General features: G+C 40.6%; 17 protein-coding genes and 1 pseudogene. 7 read left to right on the forward strand and 11 right to left on the reverse strand.

Features of this window, described 5'->3' with window-relative positions:
• Positions 1-14: 14 nt before the first annotated feature.
• Positions 15-1016, reverse strand: a complete 1002-nt coding sequence (locus PTUN_RS19525; RefSeq protein WP_009837002.1) for a fatty acid desaturase — start codon at positions 1014-1016, stop codon at positions 15-17.
• A gap of 239 nt (positions 1017-1255) precedes the next feature.
• Between PTUN_RS19525 and PTUN_RS19530 the strand changes: the two genes are divergently transcribed.
• Positions 1256-1618 carry a hypothetical protein gene (locus PTUN_RS19530; RefSeq protein WP_009837001.1) on the forward strand — a complete coding sequence of 121 codons (363 nt, stop codon included), beginning with the start codon at positions 1256-1258 and terminating at the stop codon, positions 1616-1618.
• A gap of 408 nt (positions 1619-2026) precedes the next feature.
• On the opposite strand, the gene PTUN_RS19535 is transcribed toward PTUN_RS19530, so the two are convergent.
• The 8 genes and pseudogenes from PTUN_RS19535 to PTUN_RS19570 all read right to left on the reverse strand — a co-directional run bounded on the left by PTUN_RS19535 (position 2027) and on the right by PTUN_RS19570 (position 9324).
• The gene (locus PTUN_RS19535) at positions 2027-2212 is read right to left on the reverse strand and encodes a hypothetical protein (RefSeq protein WP_119081675.1); all 186 of its coding nucleotides are present in this window, start codon (positions 2210-2212) and stop codon (positions 2027-2029) included.
• Between the two features lie 198 nt (positions 2213-2410).
• On the reverse strand, positions 2411-2983 hold the full coding sequence (gene maoP, locus PTUN_RS19540) for a DUF413 domain-containing protein (protein ID WP_009836998.1): 573 nt from the start codon (positions 2981-2983) through the stop codon (positions 2411-2413).
• 271 nt (positions 2984-3254) lie between these two features.
• Positions 3255-3881: a LysE family translocator gene (locus tag PTUN_RS19545; RefSeq protein WP_040643468.1), complete on the reverse strand. Its 627-nt coding sequence runs from the start codon at positions 3879-3881 to the stop codon at positions 3255-3257.
• Positions 3882-4228: 347 nt separating this feature from the next.
• Positions 4229-4513: pseudogene (locus tag PTUN_RS19550) on the reverse strand (transposase); the annotation flags it as partial.
• Between the two features lie 174 nt (positions 4514-4687).
• Positions 4688-5254, reverse strand: a complete 567-nt coding sequence (locus tag PTUN_RS19555) for a DUF6151 family protein (RefSeq protein ID WP_040643597.1) — start codon at positions 5252-5254, stop codon at positions 4688-4690.
• Between the two features lie 254 nt (positions 5255-5508).
• Positions 5509-6522, reverse strand: a complete 1014-nt coding sequence (locus PTUN_RS19560; protein ID WP_009836994.1) for a LacI family DNA-binding transcriptional regulator — start codon at positions 6520-6522, stop codon at positions 5509-5511.
• A 35-nt stretch (positions 6523-6557) separates the two neighbouring features.
• Positions 6558-7922 (reverse strand): glycoside-pentoside-hexuronide (GPH):cation symporter, encoded by a 1365-nt coding sequence (locus tag PTUN_RS19565; protein WP_050760011.1) that lies wholly within the window; start codon positions 7920-7922, stop codon positions 6558-6560.
• Between the two features lie 58 nt (positions 7923-7980).
• Complete coding sequence (locus PTUN_RS19570) at positions 7981-9324, reverse strand: GH1 family beta-glucosidase (RefSeq protein WP_009836992.1); 1344 nt, start codon at positions 9322-9324, stop codon at positions 7981-7983.
• 215 nt (positions 9325-9539) lie between these two features.
• Here PTUN_RS19570 and PTUN_RS19575 point away from each other — a divergent pair, with 215 nt between their 5' ends.
• From PTUN_RS19575 to PTUN_RS19590, 4 genes are all read left to right on the forward strand, one after another.
• Positions 9540-10817 carry a sugar MFS transporter gene (locus tag PTUN_RS19575; RefSeq protein WP_009836991.1) on the forward strand — a complete coding sequence of 426 codons (1278 nt, stop codon included), beginning with the start codon at positions 9540-9542 and terminating at the stop codon, positions 10815-10817.
• Positions 10818-10836: 19 nt separating this feature from the next.
• Positions 10837-13401, forward strand: coding sequence for a glycoside hydrolase family 3 protein (locus tag PTUN_RS19580; protein ID WP_009836990.1), 2565 nt, complete (start codon positions 10837-10839; stop codon positions 13399-13401).
• A gap of 136 nt (positions 13402-13537) precedes the next feature.
• Positions 13538-13816: a peptidylprolyl isomerase PpiC gene (ppiC, locus tag PTUN_RS19585; protein ID WP_009836989.1), complete on the forward strand. Its 279-nt coding sequence runs from the start codon at positions 13538-13540 to the stop codon at positions 13814-13816.
• Between the two features lie 172 nt (positions 13817-13988).
• Positions 13989-14876, forward strand: a complete 888-nt coding sequence (locus tag PTUN_RS19590) for a DUF4097 family beta strand repeat-containing protein (RefSeq protein ID WP_009836988.1) — start codon at positions 13989-13991, stop codon at positions 14874-14876.
• 59 nt (positions 14877-14935) lie between these two features.
• Here PTUN_RS19590 and PTUN_RS19595 read toward each other — a convergent pair whose 3' ends face one another.
• The gene (locus PTUN_RS19595; RefSeq protein ID WP_009836987.1) at positions 14936-17317 is read right to left on the reverse strand and encodes a hypothetical protein; all 2382 of its coding nucleotides are present in this window, start codon (positions 17315-17317) and stop codon (positions 14936-14938) included.
• Positions 17318-17823: 506 nt separating this feature from the next.
• On the opposite strand from PTUN_RS19595, the gene PTUN_RS19600 reads away from it, so the two are divergent.
• Entirely contained in the window at positions 17824-18600 is a 777-nt protein-coding gene (locus PTUN_RS19600) for a DUF2278 family protein (protein ID WP_009836986.1), read from the forward strand.
• Entirely contained in the window at positions 18600-20231 is a 1632-nt protein-coding gene (locus PTUN_RS19605) for a hypothetical protein (RefSeq protein ID WP_009836985.1), read from the forward strand. Before PTUN_RS19600 ends, PTUN_RS19605 begins: the two co-directional genes overlap by 1 nt.
• Positions 20232-20326: 95 nt before the next feature.
• Here the strand turns inward: PTUN_RS19605 and PTUN_RS19610 are convergent, their stop codons facing one another.
• Entirely contained in the window at positions 20327-20851 is a 525-nt protein-coding gene (locus PTUN_RS19610; RefSeq protein ID WP_157579371.1) for a hypothetical protein, read from the reverse strand.
• Positions 20852-20865: the final 14 nt, after the last annotated feature.

Below are 20865 nucleotides of genomic sequence, written 5' to 3' on the forward strand. Positions count from 1 at the left end.
AAATTAAGAGCGGCTTAATTAGACGTATGGTGGTAATAATTGGCTTGTTTAAGGCTTGCCAAATCGTTGTGATGCACGCCGTTTTTGAGCATCACCGGAATAATTTTGTTACTGATCCATTGGCGAATATAAAACGGCTGGTTTGGAATAAAATGGTGAATGGTATGGGTATGACCAAAATTAAAGCAAAACCATTGAAAAGGCGCAAAAAGCCAGTGATTAAGCACATAGGTTTGTTGTAATACGTTAGTCACACCACCATAGTAATGCATGGAAGAGGTCACAAAATTTAAGCAGGCAGAGCGAACAATATTAGGTGCAATCAAGACCACCATTAAAAAATTAACCCAATCCATTATGCCAAGCAAATAGGTAGGGTAAACAAGTTGTCCCGCGGTGACAAAATCAACTGCATGAAAAACAATAAAACTGTAGAGCACGACAAAGTAACTGGTGGTAATAGGAAAGCCCGCATTAAACACCTTTAAAAAGTGAAAGCCTTTAATTTCAGCGCTAAAGCGCTTTTGAAAAATCAACAAACCCAGCAAGCCATCAACAATCACAATAAAACGCAGCAGCGGGTTTTTAATGCCATTGCCGACTAATCGCTCTTCTAAGTCTTGATGGGTACCCGATACTTTGTGATGGTTTAAATGCATCACGCGCCGTGCCCACGGATTAATGGTATTGGGGCGCATTAGCCATACAACCAACATCATCAGGTTATGCATGATTGGTTGTTTATTAAAATATTGTTTATGAATTAAGTCGTGCTCAAGCTCATGAGAAATCGAGGCGAAAAAAGCCGCTAATACAATGGTGAGCCACGCCGGAATAAGTGCCAGAGAATATAAAAAACCAACGCCCACCATCGCAGATAAAGACACCACCAATAAGGTCAGTGCAATGGTATTTTGATGGGCCAAAAGAGGATGACGTGCTCGCAGCAGTTGTTCTTCTTTTTTTATCGCTTTGACGATAGTTTGAATGCGTTGATTGCTTGATGAAGAATTCATGGTTCGTTTTTAACAGCAAAATTTGCGCCCATAATACGGTTTTAGCTCCTCATATCAACAAAAAGCGTTTAACGGTAAACAAGAAAAATAACCTTATTAAAATCAAATTATTACAGAGCTTTAAACTACCTAGCCCGCTGATGTTTTCACATTTCAAACAGTTTTTAATAATGCTATGGTACGTTGTCTTAAAAAGGGCATAACAAACGGATTAAAACCCGTAAATTAAGGATCAATAGATGTTACTTTTTGCTGCTGCATTACTTATTATTATTGGTTTTGTTCACTCCTACTTAGGTGAAAAATACCTACTTATTCGTTTATTTAAACGTGATAACTTACCAAAATTACTCGGTAGCGATTGGTTCACTAAGCGTGTATTACGCTTTGCTTGGCACATTACAACCTTGGCATGGTGGGGTTTTGCTGCCATTTTATATTTTTTACATAGCCCGAGCGCACAGCTTAAAGTTGATATTTTGTTGAGCATTGCATGGGTATTTACCTGTAGCGGCCTCGTCTCTTTAATTGTGGCACGGGGTAAACACTTGTCTTGGTTGTTCTTTTTTGCCATTGCATGTACCTGTTTTATGAGCGTTTAGCCCGTAAAGGTTTAGCTGCAATTACTTGGTTTACGTGATTTTTATTCGACCGCTTGCGCGGTCAAAAAGATAAGTAATGCCAATTGACGAGAGAAGCTCGTATTTGTATGTGCGCTTAATTATTTTTTTTGAGTTAACATAGACCAGATTACAGTAATGACGAAGGTAAAAACGCTAACAAAAACGGGTTTATAAACTTCAAAAATGCTTAATGGGTGGGCTAGTTGTTGATAAATTCCAGTATTTTAAGCGGTTCCAAGTGCAACAATTGCCGCAAATTTAATGTTCTTCATTTTACTATTATTCTTATTTGTTAGGTTTAAATATTGTATTAATTTTGATTTATTTCACTATCAAACTTTTTTGCTTTTTCTAATATCAGCAAAATTTCACTATATTCTAACGCAGCTAACCTGCCACCTTGGATAAAAACATGAAAAAGCCACCCAGCAAAATAATTATAATGATTACTATAGCTGTGAGCGTTTTAGACTGAAACATTGATTCAATTAAACCGACTTCAGTTTGCATTTTAATTAGGTCTCTTAGCTCAACGCCTTCTCGAATGCGAGAGTTATTTTTTTCGGTATTCATTGGCAACTCCATATGAGAAATATTTATGTATTGCTAGGCATTTATTTAAAAAAAGAATTTAAAAACAGCCAAAAATATATCAACCAAAATTAGTCCTATTATTTTTCAACGAGATATTTATGGTCATATAATTGTTTGCTAAGCTCTTGTTATGTTCATTTACCACACACGCAAAAATCAATGTTTCTACCACAAGCTTTACATTTTTTTAACGCCAACCTTTTCAATTTTAAAGCTATTTTTGTGATAGCCAAAGTCACCTCCAGCTAACCGAGAAGCAACTTTCTTGTAATTATACCAAGCTATTTCAGTAGCGTTTATGGGATTCTGAAAACCTCGACATACATCTAAAAATCGATTCTGCTCTTCGGTAATAGGAGCTATTTGGCCAGTCTCTAACGCACTCAACCATGCTCCATATTTTTCTAAGTGAGCAATGTTTGCGCGATTGAGAGACTTTGCTATTTGTGGGTCTACTTGAAATCCCTTTTTGATTAGATTTTTATGAGCCTCTTCCATAGAGGAAACACCAAAGTCTGGAATATTTTGTGGCTTAGATTTTGTGCGCGACTTAAAATTTCCAATCTTTTCTAAGGTTACCGTGAACCCTATTATGAGCAGAATAATTGTAATTCCAGCAGCCCAATCAGGGATAAATAAGGAAAACACAGTAACATAAAGGATTATTGGAATTGCAAAAAAAAGTGCCATCAGAGCCAATACTGCTTGGCCTAATATGAAATTTCGAATTAGACGAAATATATCTTTCATACACCCTCAAAACCTTCAAATGAACATAACGAGGCTGTAGAATTTCTATTTTTATAAATTTGGCCATTTTTTGAGCTCCCGTATCGCTTTCTAAGCGACTATCTCGGACTAAGCAATGCATTTGAGAACCCTTAAATCACCTAAAAACTTGACCAAATGAGTAATTCTACAACCTCATCGCCGCATTAAGGTGTGATCGGCGCTTGGCTATACTTGAGCGAAGCGAAACTGCCAAGCGTTGCGAATCACTCTTAAATGCTTTGTTATGCCACTAGCGATCGCTGATCGCAACTTTGCTTGCTAGCCCAATAAGTAAAACACCAGAGACGCCCTCTAGCCCTCGTGAGTAGCGCTGAGAATTCGGGCGACTAAAGACCCAACTACCTACTGACGCATACAGGATATTACACATTGTAGCCAGTACGCTAAATAACAAACCAAGCCACAATAATTGCATCGAAGCCGAACCTGATGATGTGTCAATAAACTGAGGTAGGAACGAAAGGAAGAACAGTGCAACTTTCGGGTTTAATACACTAACAATTACGCCTTGTACAAATACATTTTTGTCACTTTCAACGCTTTCACTTACTTTCAATGTGCTATCCCCACGCCACATTGAAAGTAACGACTGAACACCCAAATAGACTAGATAAGCGGCACCCAACCATTTGACTGCGCTAAAAGCTACCGCTGAGCTGAGGATAATTGCAGATAATCCTAATGAAGCTGCTAAAGTATGAACAAAATAACCTACACCAAGTCCCATTGCAGCTTTGAACCCAGTGACCAACTTACCTTTCATTGTGTTTGAAACAATATAGATAACGTCTGGCCCTGGTATCATATTGATAGCAAGACAAGCGACTATAAATAGTAGTAGTGAATTAAGATCCATTTCCTTTTCTCCATATTTTCTGGCTGTGGCATAACAATTTAGTATTTATGCGACACACTGTTTGTGTTGCATAATCGCTTGTTGGACTGAGGCGCTACCTGCTCGGTGTTTGAGTGGGCATTGTTTATGATATGGGAATTTGCTTTTCGTGATGTAGGCTACATCACGCTTACTTTATCGGATTAACGGTGTTTTCTTAGCCTTCCCTGCATGGCTCAGCCATTTTTACGTCTCCATTACACCTAATTTTTAGCGCTGAGGCAATCTTATTTTTCGTGGGCACAGCGTCACCTTACCTGAACACTTAAACAGGTTAACCCTCTGATTTTACCAAGCAAGCGTGGCCGTTAGCTCGTTCGCTCTGCTTTATTCATCACTTCATCAACAGTGATGATGCCAATAAATCGCAGTGTGCCTGTTTTACATTTTTGGCACGGCCACGGCCAATGAGGTAGCTGTGTTTCTTTTGCTGTCTTTGGTTTCAGCGGTTTATCTGTCTGTGGTGCCTGTGACCTTATCAGTGCTAACTTTCGCTTTCGACACGCATTGGCTAAAAATCCATAGTGGCGAATGCGCATAAACCCTTTGGGCAATACATGCTGTAAGTAGCGCCGTAAAAATTCATAACAAGAGCCTCGGGCTAAAGCCCAACCTACAAAAAGCGGACAAGCTTCGCTCGTCTTCGCAAGCAGGCTTGCACCTACCAAACAAAAAAGAAGACTTAATTTTAGAGATGGCTGACTTCAGCCTTAAGAATCTACTTTTTAACCATTAACCATTAACCATTAACCATTAACCATTAACCATTATTTGAGTATTTTAGGTTTAACAATCGGCTGTTGATCTTGATTAAAAAAAGCATTGGGGTTGTTTAGTCCTTTTATCTTCCACAGCAAAAGTTTGAGAATAATGCGTAGGGTAATGTTAAACGGTTTGGCTTGTAAGTTTTCGGGTACTTTCTCGTTAGCGAATTTGATATGAACATAACCTCGGCTTTTGCCAAGTGCTACATCTCTGTGTTCAGCATTAGCCATAAAATTGTGAATAACACCGATAAATGGCATCTTAGGGCCCATAGTATTGCCAATAGGTGTATTACAGCATGTTGTATACCAGCGATGCATGCCTTTAGCACTCAGTTTTACACAGGCGATTTGCTCATGCCCTTGATTAATTTTTAAATGGGATAGAGGCATTTGAAAGATATCTGTACCACCAAAATAATCGACGATGCTTTTTTCATGATTTAAGTATTGAGCAAATGCTTGGCAGTCATCACAACAACAGTGAATTCTTGTGCCTGAATGCTCATTAATATCAGCTGTTTCACCCGTTACTTTTCCACATAAGCATTTCAATTGTACTTGTGGCATGAGATAGCGCTCCATGTTGGTTAACCGTATTGTTATTTGGCGTAATTGAGATCACGCTGAGATGGTTTCTGATACTAAAACACTTTTTGGCGTAAAACCCTGAATTAAGGCTCATGAAATGAGGCATTTTTGGGTTGCTTGCACCAATAATGCATCCATGTTTTGTCAATGTAAACACTCGTTTATAAAGAGTGAGAGGTTAATCTGTAATAATGTGTTTCAGTATCTGGAACGGATGTTGTAATGTTTTTAACTTAGTTTTTCGCATTAGGCTGTTGTAGAAGTGAATCTCGCATAATCACTTTTGGTTCAAATATGTGCTGAATTTGATGTTTTTTCTCGTTAAATACTTGTTTTAGCGCCAAACGTGCAGCCATTTGGCTCATTTGCATCACTGGGTTTTCGATGGTGGTGAGGCGTGGATAGAGGTATTTGGCAAAAATAATGTTATCAAAACCAATGATAGATAAGTCTTGCGGCAGTTGATAGTTAACTTCACGGGCGAGTTCCATCGCACCTGCCGCTGTTTCGTCATTGGCACAGGCAATGGCAGTAAAAGGGCGCTTAGATGCAACAAAGTATTCAAAGCCTTGTTCGCCACCAGACTCATTAAAATTACCTTCATAAAATAAGGTGTCTTCAAAGCGAATACCAAATTCGGCCAGTGCTTGTTGATGGCCAATTAAGCGGTTACGGGCATCGGGTTTGAATAAGGGCCCTGCAATATAGGCAATGTCGCGATGACCGTGCTCAAGCAAGGTTTTAGTGGCTAAATAACCGCCTAATACGTTGTCTAAACTAATGCACTGCTCGGCTAGTTCGGGCACTAACCGACCGACTAAATAGATAGGAATACTCTGTTTGCTCAGCGCAATAAGGTAGTCATCACTGACTGCTTCAACGTGTAAAATCAAGGCATCACATTTGCGACTAACTAAAAACTCAATGCCTTCGATTTCTTTGTCTTCTTGTGAGTGACCAGTGGTGATGATGACATGCTTGCCTGCGGCGCGCACCTCAGATTCAATGCCACTCATCATTTGGCCAAAATAGGGACCTGATAATTCAGAAACCAAAATACCTACGCTGTTAGAGCGATTAGAGGCCAATGATTGTGCCACCATATTAGGGCGATAGCCAAGGGAGCTCATAGCGTCTTCGACTTTTTTACGGGTTTTATCACTTACGCGACCAGTGTTATTCATTACTCGTGATACGGTTGCTAATGAAACGCCAGCCAAAAGTGATACATCGTAAATTGTTGCCATGGGAGTCCTTTATTATTACAGGGAGTTGCTAGTCATTATTTAGTACAGGGTTGCAGTGTATCATGTTGGGGTTGTTCGTCACTGTTAAGGCGAATTTTTAGCTGTAGTTCATCTAGTTTTTCAGTGGTTAAGGTGTAACGAGTCATGATGATGGCTACCATGAGTGAGCCAATGGCTGGAAAGAGGGTAAAGGATAACAAAATTCCATTTTTTGTGGCCTCAGTTTGCGCCGTATCAGCTTGATAACCATAAAAAGCCAATAACCATCCAGCAAGTGCCCCGCCAATGGCAACACCAAATTTAATAAAAAAGATCACGCCAGAATAGACTAATCCGGTGATCCTAATGCCAGTTTTGTGATGGCCATAATCTATGGTGTCGGCCATTTTGGCCCAGAGCAACGGCGTGGCCATATCTAAAAAGAATTTCCAAATAATAAACGCGGCAAAGGCCAGTTCAATTTGCTCGGAGCCAATAAAATAACCGAGCGCGCACACCACAGCTGAAATAGTTTGTAGCCAAATATAGGCTTTGATTTTACACACGCGTTTAGCAAGTGGTTGAGCCAAGGCACAACCGACCATGCTGGCAATAACGCCTGCTGTCATAAAGGCGGTAATTAAATCTTCACGGCCTAAAAAGTATTTTACATAATACACTGCAAGACTGAATTTAAGTACCTGACCAGTAAGTAAAAAGAAAGCTGCAATACATAAAATGCGCCATTGATCATTGCGCCAAAGCGACGCCATGCTGTCTTTAAAACTACTTGATTCGATCGGGGGGCTAATGCGCTCTTTGGTGCCCAAAAAACACAATAAAAATAAGATAAACCCTAAACTGCTCATTGCTATCATGGTCATTTGATAGCCTTTTGCGCTATCGCCTTGGCCAAAATACTCAACTAATGGCATGGTGCAGCTGGCAACAATAACACCACCGAGCATGCCAAATACAAATCGATAAGATTGTACGCTGACACGCTCTTTCGTGTCGGCACTAAGGACGCCACCAAGGGCGCAATAAGGAATGTTAATGGCGGTGTAAGCGAGCATTAATAAGGTATAAGTAACAAAGGCATAAATGATTTTGCTTGAGCCAGATAATTGTGGCGTGCTAAAGGCTAAAATACTGATGAGTGCAAACGGCAAGGCTAACCATAAAAGATAAGGGCGAAACTGCCCCCATTTGCTGGTGGTTTTATCGGCCAACGCACCCATTAATGGATCTGTGATGGCATCAAAAATCCGCACCACTAAAAATAAAACCCCTACGACTGCGGGCGAGAGTCCAACTACATCGGTATAAAACAGCAGTAAAAACATCATCACTGTTTGAAAAATAATATTACTTGCTGTGTCACCGAGCCCATAGGCTATTTTTTCTTTTATAGTGAGCATCATTGTTTCTCGTAAGTGGGTTAATGACCTATTGGATAGGTAATATCTTGCTTTTACGCTATTTTTTATCCTGATTACGCTGCAAAATAAGATTGCGATAAGCAAGACCGCTTGCTTTTATAGTACGTTGTTGTGTCTGGTAATCAACATAGACGATGCCAAAACGTTTTGAATATCCTTCGGCCCATTCAAAATTATCCATCAAGCTCCAAGCAAAATAGCCTCGAATATCAACGCCGATGTCGATGGCATCATTTACAGCATCAAGATGTGATTGATAATAGTCGATTCTATTTTGATCATGCACATGGCCATGTTCGAGCTTATCGGCCATGGCGGCACCATTTTCAGTAATATACATAGGTGGTAGGGGATAGGTTTGGTGCAAGTGTGTAAGTAATTGACTAAAAGCTTGCGGATAAATTTGCCAGCCAATATCCGTTTTTGGTGCTTGTGGCGGTAGTTCTTTAAAAATATGGGTAGCGTCTGCTTGATACACTGCACGAGTGTAATAATTGACGCCAATATAATCGAGTTTTTGGCTAATAATGGTCATATCTCCGGGTAAAATATCCGGTTGTTGCTCTTTTGGTAGCGTGTTAATAAGGTCAGGGTAGCAGCCATTAAAAATCGGTTTTATATACCATTGGTTAAAATAATCATCGGCATAGCGTGCTGCGTTGATGTCTGCTTTGCTATCACTGGCAGGGTAGGCGGGGGTAAAATTTAATACAATACCATTTTGACTTTTTGGGCTGTTTTTTTGTAGTGCAAGCATGGCTAAACCGTGACCAAGCAATAAATGATGCGCTGCTTTTTTACCATATTGTTTGCCCTTTAAACCAGGGGCATGAATGCCTGCTTCGTAGCCTAAATATGCGCTACAAAAAGGCTCATTAAGCGTGGCGTAGGCATAAACCCGCTCACCAAAAGCTTGGCTAATTAAATCGGCATAGTGGGCAAACTCATAGGCGGTATTACGGTTAAGCCATCCGCCTTGATCTTCTAGGTACTGGGGCAAATCCCAGTGATAAAGTGTGACAAATGCCTTGATGTTATAGGTTTTTAATTGATCTAACAGCCTAATGTAAAAATCGACACCAGCTTGATTTAACGTGCCCTCTTTGGTCATCACTCTTGGCCATGCAATCGATAACCGATAAGCATCGACGCCCAAGGATGCAATTAAAGCTAAATCCTGTTGCCATAAATTAACATGATCGCAGGCAATATCGCCGTTCGATCCATCTGAAATATTGCCTTTAATGCTACAAAAGGTATCCCAAATATTGGGTAAACGGGTATTGGCCGCGCCTTCAATTTGAAAGGCTGCCGTAGCAACGCCAAAAATAAAGTCCGGTGAATTCATTTTTGATGTGGGCGCTAGGGTCAATTTATTCATTGTGCTCGATTACCTATTTTAAGATTTATCATTTTTGTAAGCGCTTACAATTAAACTTGTAAAATGACCAATTTGGTTTTAGATTGTAGAGATGTGAAAGCGCTTACATTTTAGGTTAGTGCTTTATAAACCAAATATCAACTGATCTTGTACAAATACAATTTTAAGCAAAAGTGACAAAGAAGTTGATACAACCAATAAACGAGGATCATCAGATGGCAAGCATGACTGCCGGGCAATCAGGTAAGTTGCAATCAGATAATTTAGATACAAATTATACGTTTGCACTGCGGGCTTTAACGACACTCTTTTTTATGTGGGGGTTTATTACCTGCTTAAATGATATTTTAATTCCGCATTTGAAAGGTATTTTTGACCTCAGCTATAGCCAAGCTATGCTGGTACAATTTTGTTTTTTTGGTGCTTATTTTTTAGTGTCGGTACCTGCGGGTTTTTTAGTTAAGCGCATTGGTTATCAAAAAGGTATCGTGATTGGGCTGGTGATTGCCGCTCTTGGTTGTGCGATGTTTTATCCTGCAGCAAGTTTAATGAGTTATCCGGTCTTTTTATTGGCATTATTTGTTTTAGCGTCAGGGATCACGGTGTTGCAAGTGTCGGCTAACCCGTATGTCAGTAATTTAGGCCCAGCCAAAACAGCCTCAGCACGCCTTAATCTAACGCAAGCATTTAATGCATTAGGTACTACGGTTGCGCCTTTTTTTGGTGCGTTACTGATTTTAGATCATACTGCAACGGCTTTATCGGCGGCAGAATCAGCCGACAGTGTTAAATTGCCTTACTTATTGCTTGCCAGTGCCTTGCTAATTTTAGCCGCAGTGTTTGCGTGGCTAAAATTACCTGATTTAAAAATTGACCATGCGCCAGATATCGTAGTTGTAAATCCAGACGCATCTATTTGGCAATACCGTCATTTAGTATTAGGGGTGATTGCTATTTTTGTTTATGTTGGTGCAGAAGTAGCGATTGGTAGCTTTTTAGTGAGCTTTTTAAGCTTGCCAGATATTGCCGGGCTCACTGAGCAGACTGCTGCACATTACATCGCTTATTATTGGGGTGGCGCTATGGTCGGGCGTTTTATTGGAGCCGGTTTGTTACATAAAATTGATGCTGGGAAATTACTGTGTTTTAACGCGGTGATGGCCATGATCTTGATTTGTATTGCTATTGTCAGTACTGGCAGTATTGCGATGTGGGCTATTTTATTTGTTGGTTTGTGTAACTCGATTATGTTTCCAACGATTTTTAGTTTGGCGATAAATCAACTTAAAGAATTAACCAGCCAAGGCTCAGGTTTACTTTGTTTAGCGATTGTTGGTGGGGCGATTATTCCTTTATTACAAGGGATGTTAGCTGATGAAATAGGGGTGCAATTGGCCTTTATTCTACCTGTATTTTGTTATGGCTTTATTGCTTATTACGGTTTTTTTGGTGCTCGTGTGATGACTCCACTTGCAGCTGCACAACAAGAATAATAAGGATCAGAGAGAAAATATGAAAAACAACCGGTTATTTGTACTCAAACCTATTGCACTACTGTTAAGCACAGGCTTTTTATTATTGGGCTGCCAACCAGCCGATGAGACTAAAACCCAAGCATCAATAGCAAAAACAGCACCCAACATGGCAACCAATATCGATATTTGGCCCAAGTTAGACATTGCTGTTAAACAAGATGACGCAATTGAAACGAAAGTGAACACACTTTTAGGCACCATGACGTTAGAGCAAAAAATTGCCCAGATGATCCAACCTGAAATTCGCGATATTACCGTTGAAGATATGCGTAAATATGGCTTTGGTTCATACCTAAATGGCGGTGGTGCATTTCCCAACAATAACAAACATGCCACTGCACAAGATTGGATTGCGTTAGCCGATGCACTTTATCAAGCATCGATTGATGACTCCCTTGATGGCAGCACCATTCCAACCATGTGGGGCACCGATGCGGTACACGGCCATAATAATGTTATTGGTGCAACGTTGTTTCCTCATAACATTGGCTTAGGTGCTGCAAATAATCCTGCGTTAATTGAAAAAATTGCCGAAGTCACCGCAACTGAGGTGATGGTAACGGGCATTGATTGGGTGTTTGCGCCAACCGTTGCAGTGGTAAGAGATGATAGATGGGGTCGCACCTATGAAGGTTATTCAGAAGACCCAGCCATTGTGCGCGAGTATGCCAAAGCCATAGTGAATGGTTTGCAAGGTCACGCCAAGGGGGATTTTTTATCTGATAAACGCGTGATAAGTACGGTTAAACATTTTATTGGTGATGGTGGTACACAAGGAGGGGATGACCAAGGTGATAACATTGCTGATGAGCAAACCTTATTTGATATTCATGCCCAAGGTTATGTCGGTGGCCTTAGTGCTGGTGCACAATCTGTGATGGCATCCTTTAATAGCTGGCATGGTAAAAAAAACCACGGTAATGAATATTTATTAACCCAAGTGCTTAAAAATAAGATGGGTTTTGATGGCTTTGTAGTCGGGGATTGGAATGGTCACGGTCAAGTTGCAGGTTGTAGCAACGAAAGTTGCCCGCAAGCAATCAATGCCGGGCTCGATATTTTTATGGTGCCGACCACTGCGTGGAAACCACTACTTGAAAATACCATTGCACAGGTCAAATCAGGTCAGATTGCACAATCTAGGGTTGATGATGCGGTGCGCCGGATCTTACGGGTGAAATTTAGAGCAGGCTTATTTGATAAACCCAGCCCAGCAAAACGTATGTACTCGGGTAAAACAGAACTTATTGGATCTGCTGCACATCGAGAAATTGCAAAACAAGCGGTGCGAGAGTCGTTAGTATTACTGAAAAATAATCAGCAATTATTGCCACTCAATCCCAAACAACACATTTTATTAGCCGGTGATGGCGCTGATAATATTGGTAAACAATCGGGTGGTTGGACAATTTCATGGCAAGGCACAGGCAATACCAACGAGGATTTTCCAGGGGGCAGCTCGATTTATGATGGATTTAAACAACAAATTGAACAAGCTGGTGGCCGCCTTGAGTTGAGCGTCAGTGGTGATTATCATACTCGTCCCGATGTCGCTGTGGTGGTGTTTGGTGAAGAACCCTATGCTGAAGGCAATGGGGATTTAGACAATCTTGAGTATCAACGAGGGCTTAAAAGTGATTTAGCCTTACTCAAACGCTTAAAAGTTGCGGGTATACCAGTGGTATCTGTCTTTATTAGTGGCCGCCCGATGTGGGTTAATGCTGAGCTTAATGCCTCTGATGCGTTTGTGGCAGCGTGGTTACTTGGCAGCGAAGGGGATGCGGTGGCAGATGTGCTGCTGCAAAGTGCACAAGGTGAAATTCAGCACGATTTTAAAGGTAAGCTCTCGTTTTCTTGGCCTAACGATGCAATGCAAACAGCGGTTAATCAAGGTGATGGACAAACGCCATTATTACCATTTGGTTTTGGTTTACGTTATGGCGATAAAAGCACGTTAGCGAATGATTTAAATGAGAAAAGCCAACATACTGCTAATCAAATTCAAGAACTAGTCTTATTTGAACGAGCGGTTAAAGCGCCTTGGCGTATGAGTTTAGTTGATCAACAAGGTATGACCGCTGTAGCTAGCAGTATTGAGCAAAATAGTGCACTTAAAATTAAATCGATTGATGTTGATATCCAAGAAGATGCTCGTTTAGTGCAATTTAATGGTACTCAAGCAGGCGCATTAGAAATTAATGACAACTTCCCTTTTGATTTAAGAGGGCTTGATGAGGCAAGCAGTGCCTTGGTGATGACAGTGAAAGTACCGGCTGCGGTGGCTTCTCCAGTAGCATTAAGTATGCGCTGCGAAAATCAATGTGATGTGGCTATCGAAATCAGCCAAGCATTAAATAACATTGTTGGTAATGAGTGGCATGATGTGAGTGTCGACTTAGCTTGTTTTAAACAACAAGGTGCTACGATGGATAAAATTTATGCGCCGTTTATGTTTAAAGCCTCTCAAGCGATGGCATTTGAATTTAAACGCATTGCGGTAGTACCAAATCTGGGCAGTCAAGCAACTATTAGCTGCCATTAGTGTGAAAGAGAGTTTAAGTTATCGCGCCAGGTGTGTGCTTAAGCTGCAAGTACTAAAAAGCGCCGTGATTGCAGATGCAGTCACGGCCTAAGCTATGATAAAATGCGCGGCTTAGTTATGAAGAGGGTCGAGCAAGATGGCAAATACCGCCCATGCATTACACATTTTAGTAAAACACAAAGAACAAGCCGATGATATTATTGCGCAATTAAAAAAGGGCGCAAAATTTCAGACTTTAGCAAAAAAATTCTCAAGCTGTCCATCGGGTAAAAATGGCGGTGATTTGGGCGAGTTTAAACGCGGCCAAATGGTGCCTCAGTTTGATAAAGTGGTGTTTAGTTGCGAAGTGCTTGAACCACAATTGGTGAAAACCCGCTTTGGTTGGCATGTTATAAAGGTCTTGTATCGTACCTAATAGCAGTGTTTGTCTGTGCTTAGAGTGGGCTGTTTGCTCTAAGCTGCAACCAATTTTTTCCTTACCTTTTCAAAATTATGTCATTCGACACCTAGCGTTACAATTAATCGCTGTCTCATTATCTGGTTTTCTGGATAATAGTGTTAACAGTTCATTAATGAGAATTATACCAATGTCCCAATTTTCACTGGCTTCATTTACCAAAAGCACGCTAGCAACTAGTTTATTTGTATTAGGTGGGTGTGTGATCCATATCTCTCCAAGTAATGCCACGATTGAGCGCCAACAGCAATTGAGCTTATCCGCAAGCGAATTAACACAACTGACTATCGAGGCTGAGGCCGGGCAGCTCATCATTAAGGGCGATGATACAGCAACCGACATTCGCTTAGATGCGAAGATTTTCACGGTAAAAAGTGATGACCCCTATACGCTTACTTTAGAGCGACGCCAACAACGAGCCGTATTGGTTGCGAAAAACCAAGATTCATCTGGCATGCAGTTTTATAACGGCCAATCTCCCAGTATTGATTTAGTGGTGACGGTACCAAGTCGTTTATTATTAGACATCACTGATGGTTCAGGTGATTTAGAAATCAATAATATCAGCGGAAATATTCGCATTGACGATGGCTCTGGTAATATTGAACTCTCTAATGTGGGGGCACTCGATATTGAAGATGGCTCGGGTAATATCAGTGCGTATTCGGTGAGTGGCGATGTAAAACTGATTGATGGTTCAGGTAATATTACGTTTAAACAAGTATCAGGTAAGTTAGTACTTGAAGATGGCTCTGGTGATATTGACATTAATCAGGTGCAAGGCACAGTGTCGATTGATGATGACTCAGGCAATATTGAACTAAATAATGTGGCTCAGGCTGTGGTAATTAACGATGGTTCTGGGGATTTAACGGTTGATCAGGTTGAAGGTGTGGTCACTATCACGGATGGTTCGGGTAATATTCGTGTCACTAATACCAAAGGGCTAACCATTTTAGAATCGGGCAGTGGAAATGTGAGTGTCGATAATATTAACGGCCCGGTAAAGCTTGATTAAAACTCGATAAAAAAGTACTTGGCTAATCAATGATGTGATTAGCCAAGTTATTATTTACCTTAATAGGTTGTGAGCGTTGGACATTGCAAACTGGTTGTTGAATTACTGCTACGGTAATAACACATAGATCCCGCCACGATTTTAACTTCTGCTACAGTATCGGTCTTATCTTCAAATATTAAATTGGCATCATTATTAAAACAGCGCATAAAGCCATCCGCGACCAAACACGTTGCATTATTTTTGCTAGCAATGTGGTAGACCTGGTTGAATTGGCCTATCAGACTCATAAAATGGTTTTTATTATTTCCGCTACACTGCCATTGCCCCGTAACGTTCTGGATACAAACAGCGTTTTTATCTATTAAATTTACCCGTGCGATATTGTTGGCAACCGCAGTTTGTTGGATCACAGTGTGAGTTGAGTCACCCACACAATCAAACTCTTCTTGGTTATTGATTAAACAGGCAAAGTTATCGCTAATCACAAATTGTTTGGGTGTGGTTGTATCGATTGAAAACGGCACTTCAAGGCCATTAAATAAACACTTAATGCTTTGCGATCCTTTAAAACAATTCATATTACCTTGGTTTTGTGATGTGAATATTGTCCAATCATGAGTCACTATGCTCTCGGTTGTGATTGCATCTTTTTGGTGTGTTAAGGTCAAGTCAGTTGCAGTATTGATGTATTTTGACGAAGTGTAATTGGTTATTAGGTTGTCACGTTCTGTGAAGCTGCCTCTGCCATTATCAAGCCAAGCAAATTGGTGGCCTGCAAGATTGGTGACAGGGACGTTGTTATGAAAAATAAGGCCAAATAATGAGATGGTACTGCCTGCGATATAGCTTTCTTTAATTCCTGCATACACTTTGTAATGTGATGGATGTACATGTATAGGGATCATCGCACTGACTGAGTAATCTCCGGCATGGGCAATAATTTCGGCATATGTTTGTTTTTCTTCGATGATCTTATCACTTAATAACGTGATGCTGGCTTGATCTTGTTCCAGTTTCGCTTCGCTTTGTGAAAACCCAAAAATAGATAATGACATATCAACAGTTAGAGTATCGATTAGTGCTATATTGCCTGTCACAGGGACATTAAAATTAATCTGTTCATTGTTATATATTGCAATTGCTTGTTCGGGTACGGTAAATCCAAGTTGGGTGAAAAGTTGGCTGCCGTTTAAAAAGCGAACCGATGCGCTGCGGCTAACGTCTTGGTTATTATTTAAGCTTGCAGTATAAGTGACGACAATATCTTGATAGGCACTTTGGCTTACTTCAGGCGCTGTGATGATAAGCTTATTATCAATAACTTGATATTGGCTAGCATCGAGTTCAGTAACATGCCAATTATCGCTGTTAATTAAGTCTGCTTGAGTCGTTTGTGCCAAGAAGGTAACAGTTTGGCCTTTTACTGCTGAACTACGATTAGACTGCAGGCTTAGGTCAAAATCAATTACGCTCTTTTTAATGAGTATATCAATTGTGCGTGTTTCACTGAGTTCACCTGCGGTGACGGTGAGACCTAATTGCAGTTGAGTGTCTTGATTGACTTGTGGGGCTTCAAACATCACTTGCGCAGTGTTAGCGTTAGATAACGCTATGTTGGTATCACTTAGCCATTGCCATTTTATAGTGGGTGTTTGAGCTGAGCTCTGGATTGTTGCGTTAATGTGCACGCTTGTTCCTTCATCGGCCGTGACTGATGGTGGAGTATTTACGGTTAGGTAAGGCGTTTCAGAGTCTTCAACCTTAACAGATAATTGGGTTTGTACTGTTTTATAACCAGAATCGGTGCTAACCGTGACCTTAATGGTAAAGGCCGTGGTTTGCTGTAGGTCTGGGGCAAGTAAGGTCAGAGTTGATTGCGCATTAGTGTCGTTAAAATCATTTTGAGACTCGGTATCAATTTCAAGTGCTTGTGGGAGTTGCCATTTAATATCGCGAATAGGTTCATCACTTTGCGCAGAAACAGCTAAGGTTACATACTGATTGGTAGCAACGGTGTAGGTGCTTGGCAGAGTAATAACGATGTCTTTTTGAATCGGCTCGCTTGGCATTAAGCGCAAATTAGCACTTTGTTTGGCTGATAAATTACTTTCATCTTTCACGGTTAAGCTCAATTCGATATTGAGTTCTTCTGAGCTTTGTGGCAGTTGAACTTGGGTTTGCGTTTGACTGACCGATGTAAAAATGACTCCATCATGGTTTGCTTGCCAATCGAGGGTAAACTGTGTTGAATCAGGATCGCTAATTGAGGTTGTAATCTGAATAATTGCACCACTTTGCGCATTATCAGGCACTGTAATGGTGAGAGTGGGTGGCTGTTTGACGACCTTAATTGGAGGTGGTGTTGGCGCATCTTTTGAGCCACCGCCACTGCAGGCTGTTAATAAAAAACAAAAAATAAAGAGAATAAGCGTACGCATATCAATTCCTTTTGATAGATTAATTAACTTTGCACCCTAACACAAATTAAGTACCTATTAAAGGTTTTTAAACTTTCATACATAGGCTAATAGTTATCAATAGATAGAGTACCTTGGAAGAAGGTCAAATACTCAGATGCTATTTAGCGTATTCCCTAACTAAATCCTCATAATTTTATTGCTGATAAGGCAATAATCACATTTTTTGAAATCACGTGACATCTGAAAAAGTAATTTAGCTCGGTGTTGTTTTTAATTGTTTAAAAACATTAATTTATAAGGTGTTATCGTGGGACTTTTTGGTTTTTATCTCCCTTTTTTTAACAGGTAATACTTGGTAATATTTTGTTGTTGAAATGGGTAAAATATCCGCTATCTTCTATTAACAATAATTTAACAATTCAGTGGGTATCCTTCGCCTAGCTGGTAGTGCCATGGTTCGATTAATGGTTCCGCCGCAGGTCGCAAAGGACTCATTTAACAGTAGCTAGTAAATAGGAACGCTTATGCCATTTCCAACATCCAAAAAATACGGTGTGCTAAAAGCAAGGGTCACACAAGTAGAAGGAGAGTTTACTTCTCATAAGTCAGGCATGAGTCATTATAATTTGATTTGTAATGATTCCGTCAGCGGTTTGGATTATCAAATTAATATTGATATTCAAAGCGAAGTGTCGGCAAATGTGAAAATGCTGATATTGAAAGATTTTGATACTAAAACTCAATTACCTAGCGCGTTTGAAACTATCACTCCAGGATTTACCCCCTTACCTTGTCAGCCTGGTGGCTTAGCGTTAGATCTTATTCATCAACCGATTTTTACAGTTAATCAACTCAAAGACAGCCATCCACAAAATGCAGCCAAGATTGCTGCAGGATTAAACGAATTTATCCAAGTCGGTACACAGTTGGTGGTGTTTGGCACTTATTATGATGATAGTGATCATCAGTATCACCAGCAATTTATAACGGAGGATGAAAGTTATCGCGACCATCATATGTATGGGGTACGCCGTCATCGAGAGCAACAACGCCCTTCGCGCGGTGTTGATGATGTGCATTTGAACCAAGGTACGCCTTCAATTCAGTTTCAAAGTAAAGACAATGGAGTTTATCAAGATGGTGCGCTGTTTATCCGTAATCCCGATGGTCATTATACCGCTTGTTTTTTCGCGTTTGCAGGGCAATGTTTTGATACCAATCAACAAGGCAATTGTGATGCCCAAAGTAGCTTAAAGCAAAGCAGCACAATGGGTGATACTGAAATAAAAGGACAAGTTTAATGAAAACCAAACTAACTATGTTGCTTACGGGCTTAAGTTTATTAATTTGCCACTCAGTGAGTGCCAAAGATCAAAAAGCGGTGGTTGAAAATACCTGTACAGGCACCTGGCCTGCTTATTGGCAAGATGTAGATCCTAAATTTAGCGAGATGTGGAGTGGGCAAACCGTCAGTAATGCGCCGACTGCAGATTGGACTCAGCCTGTGTTTAAATTATCTGATAAATACCCAACAATGCCGGTGGATGATAAAGCGCATCAAAAATGGCGAGACAAAAAGTTTGATGCCTTATTTAACCCGTCAACCTCACAAAAAGATAAAACAAAGTTGGCCTCAGAATACGCATGGTTAGTGATGAAGTATGTGCAAGAGGGGAACATCAATCAGCCTAAGCAACTCGATTTTGGTGTGTGTGAAAACCCAGTGAGACCTTGGTACCATATTCCATTTCAAACTTACGATGCTATGAGTGGTCGAGAGTTCACCCATGGTTTAACCCGTGAAGCACCGGTCACTTTCTCAACGATTAAAGGTACAGGGACTGATAAATCGACTATGTGGGCCGTTGCAATCTATAACGCTACAGCAGCTTATACTTTAGGAACCATTTGGCAAAAAGAGGGCACAGTTAATATTCCAAAGACTAACTTACATTTTGATGAAGGCGCCGTGATTGCGAAGCCTCTTTTTAATACCTCGACGGTTGACCAGCTGCCAATTTTAGCCAATATGCCAGCGTGGAATGCCAATATCTCAGATCCTAGTTTTTGTGAATGTAAACCAAGTGCAGGCAGCGAATGCACTTTGGTGGAAGAAAGTCAGCAGTGTCCACGTAGTTATGCGCAATGGGGTGATGTGCGTCTGATGCAATTTGATATTGCAATTAAAGACAGTCGAGCACCTAAAACGGGTTGGGTATATGGTACTTTTGTTGCCGATGGCGTTAAAAAAGCCAAAGAAAAAGAGCCATGGAAACGCATTAGTTTATTGGGTTTAATGTGGGGCAATGATACACCACCAAAAGGACAGCTTGCCTATAATAATCCCACCGATCCGCGTAAAAATGGCTTTATGGAAGAAGTGATTATTTGGGATACGGTTGAGCGGTTAAATGCCTATAGTGGTTCGGCACAAATGCGCCAAATGGGACATTTAGGCTGTAACTTTCGTTTAAATGGCCCTGCCGACAATGCAAATTCATCATGTATGTCGTGTCATGGCACCGCGTCGGTACCAGATAAAAACTTTGAAACACCGCCAATGATTTCGCAATTTTCAGGCCAAACCAAAGAATGTGTGGCTGCGCTGCTTAATAATATGTCGGTTGGCATGGATAGAGCTGGGGATCCTGCGACGGTTAATAACGGGATAAGCTTTAGTGATATTGATGGTTTATATTTTACTAATGTTGGCGCCGGGCAGTCATTTAATATGACAGTACAAACGCCATCTGGGCCAAAAAATGTAATGGCTAATGATGCACCAAATTATCCCAATGGCCAAAAACAATGGATCTCATTAGATTATTCATTACAAAGTTCGATTGCTTTAAAGCAGTGGATGCAATGGCAAATGCATCAAACAACTAAACAGCAATTACGTATCGTTGATAAAGAGTTACGCCGAAACTAAGGTGGGCGCACAAACAAACCTCACGATATCTTAGGGATATATTCCCTAAGATATCTATCCTTCCCTTTTTGCCACAATGACAGACAAAAGCTACTTTAAGGGTTTTGCCCTGCGCTTTGTAGATTGAGCTCGTTAGTAAGTGTTGTGCTAAGTGCTTCAAGAGCAGCGATTTTCTCTTTGGCAAAGGCGAGCTGTTCGGGCGAGAGTTTGGCTTTTTCTCCTCTTGCTAACCATTTTTTTAGTTCACTGACTTTTGCTTTACTGGCGTTGATAAAGGCGAACTTTAGTTGCTCATCTTGTTGATTTTCATAATTTTGATAGGCATCAAAATCATTTAAATCACCTTGGTAACTCTTTGGTGATTTGGCTTGATTGTTAATAGGAGGAATATATTGTGCAGGAAACTTGTTAGTGATCGGTATGTCTTTTTCGGTGGCGGGGATAATTTCAGGCTCGATTTCAACTTCAACGTCAGGTTCTGAAAGTACCGACATTTGTTCGATGCTTTTGCTGTGTTTTATTTGCGCTGTTAAATGAGGCCCATGGACTTTATTGCCAAGTGGGAGGCTTGGTTTTTGTATTGTCTCATCAGCTTGATGTGGCTGATGTGATGCACTCATTGTTAGCTGCCACA

Source organism: Pseudoalteromonas tunicata (assembly GCF_002310815.1).
GTDB classification, from domain to species: Bacteria; Pseudomonadota; Gammaproteobacteria; order Enterobacterales; family Alteromonadaceae; genus Pseudoalteromonas; species Pseudoalteromonas tunicata.

Excerpts from the sequence above, each read along its gene's own strand:
- PTUN_RS19525 (WP_009837002.1), bottom strand. The coding sequence starts at position 1,016 with ATGAATTCTTCATCAAGCAATCAACGCATTCAAACTATCGTCAAAGCG.
- PTUN_RS19530 (WP_009837001.1), top strand. The coding sequence starts at position 1,256 with ATGTTACTTTTTGCTGCTGCATTACTTATTATTATTGGTTTTGTTCAC.
- PTUN_RS19535 (WP_119081675.1), bottom strand. The coding sequence starts at position 2,212 with ATGAATACCGAAAAAAATAACTCTCGCATTCGAGAAGGCGTTGAGCTA.
- maoP (WP_009836998.1), bottom strand. The coding sequence starts at position 2,983 with ATGAAAGATATATTTCGTCTAATTCGAAATTTCATATTAGGCCAAGCA.
- PTUN_RS19545 (WP_040643468.1), bottom strand. The coding sequence starts at position 3,881 with ATGGATCTTAATTCACTACTACTATTTATAGTCGCTTGTCTTGCTATC.
- PTUN_RS19555 (WP_040643597.1), bottom strand. The coding sequence starts at position 5,254 with ATGCCACAAGTACAATTGAAATGCTTATGTGGAAAAGTAACGGGTGAA.
- PTUN_RS19560 (WP_009836994.1), bottom strand. The coding sequence starts at position 6,522 with ATGGCAACAATTTACGATGTATCACTTTTGGCTGGCGTTTCATTAGCA.
- PTUN_RS19565 (WP_050760011.1), bottom strand. The coding sequence starts at position 7,922 with ATGCTCACTATAAAAGAAAAAATAGCCTATGGGCTCGGTGACACAGCA.
- PTUN_RS19570 (WP_009836992.1), bottom strand. The coding sequence starts at position 9,324 with ATGAATAAATTGACCCTAGCGCCCACATCAAAAATGAATTCACCGGAC.
- PTUN_RS19575 (WP_009836991.1), top strand. The coding sequence starts at position 9,540 with ATGGCAAGCATGACTGCCGGGCAATCAGGTAAGTTGCAATCAGATAAT.
- PTUN_RS19580 (WP_009836990.1), top strand. The coding sequence starts at position 10,837 with ATGAAAAACAACCGGTTATTTGTACTCAAACCTATTGCACTACTGTTA.
- ppiC (WP_009836989.1), top strand. The coding sequence starts at position 13,538 with ATGGCAAATACCGCCCATGCATTACACATTTTAGTAAAACACAAAGAA.
- PTUN_RS19590 (WP_009836988.1), top strand. The coding sequence starts at position 13,989 with ATGTCCCAATTTTCACTGGCTTCATTTACCAAAAGCACGCTAGCAACT.
- PTUN_RS19595 (WP_009836987.1), bottom strand. The coding sequence starts at position 17,317 with ATGCGTACGCTTATTCTCTTTATTTTTTGTTTTTTATTAACAGCCTGC.
- PTUN_RS19600 (WP_009836986.1), top strand. The coding sequence starts at position 17,824 with ATGCCATTTCCAACATCCAAAAAATACGGTGTGCTAAAAGCAAGGGTC.
- PTUN_RS19605 (WP_009836985.1), top strand. The coding sequence starts at position 18,600 with ATGAAAACCAAACTAACTATGTTGCTTACGGGCTTAAGTTTATTAATT.
- PTUN_RS19610 (WP_157579371.1), bottom strand. The coding sequence starts at position 20,851 with ATGAGTGCATCACATCAGCCACATCAAGCTGATGAGACAATACAAAAA.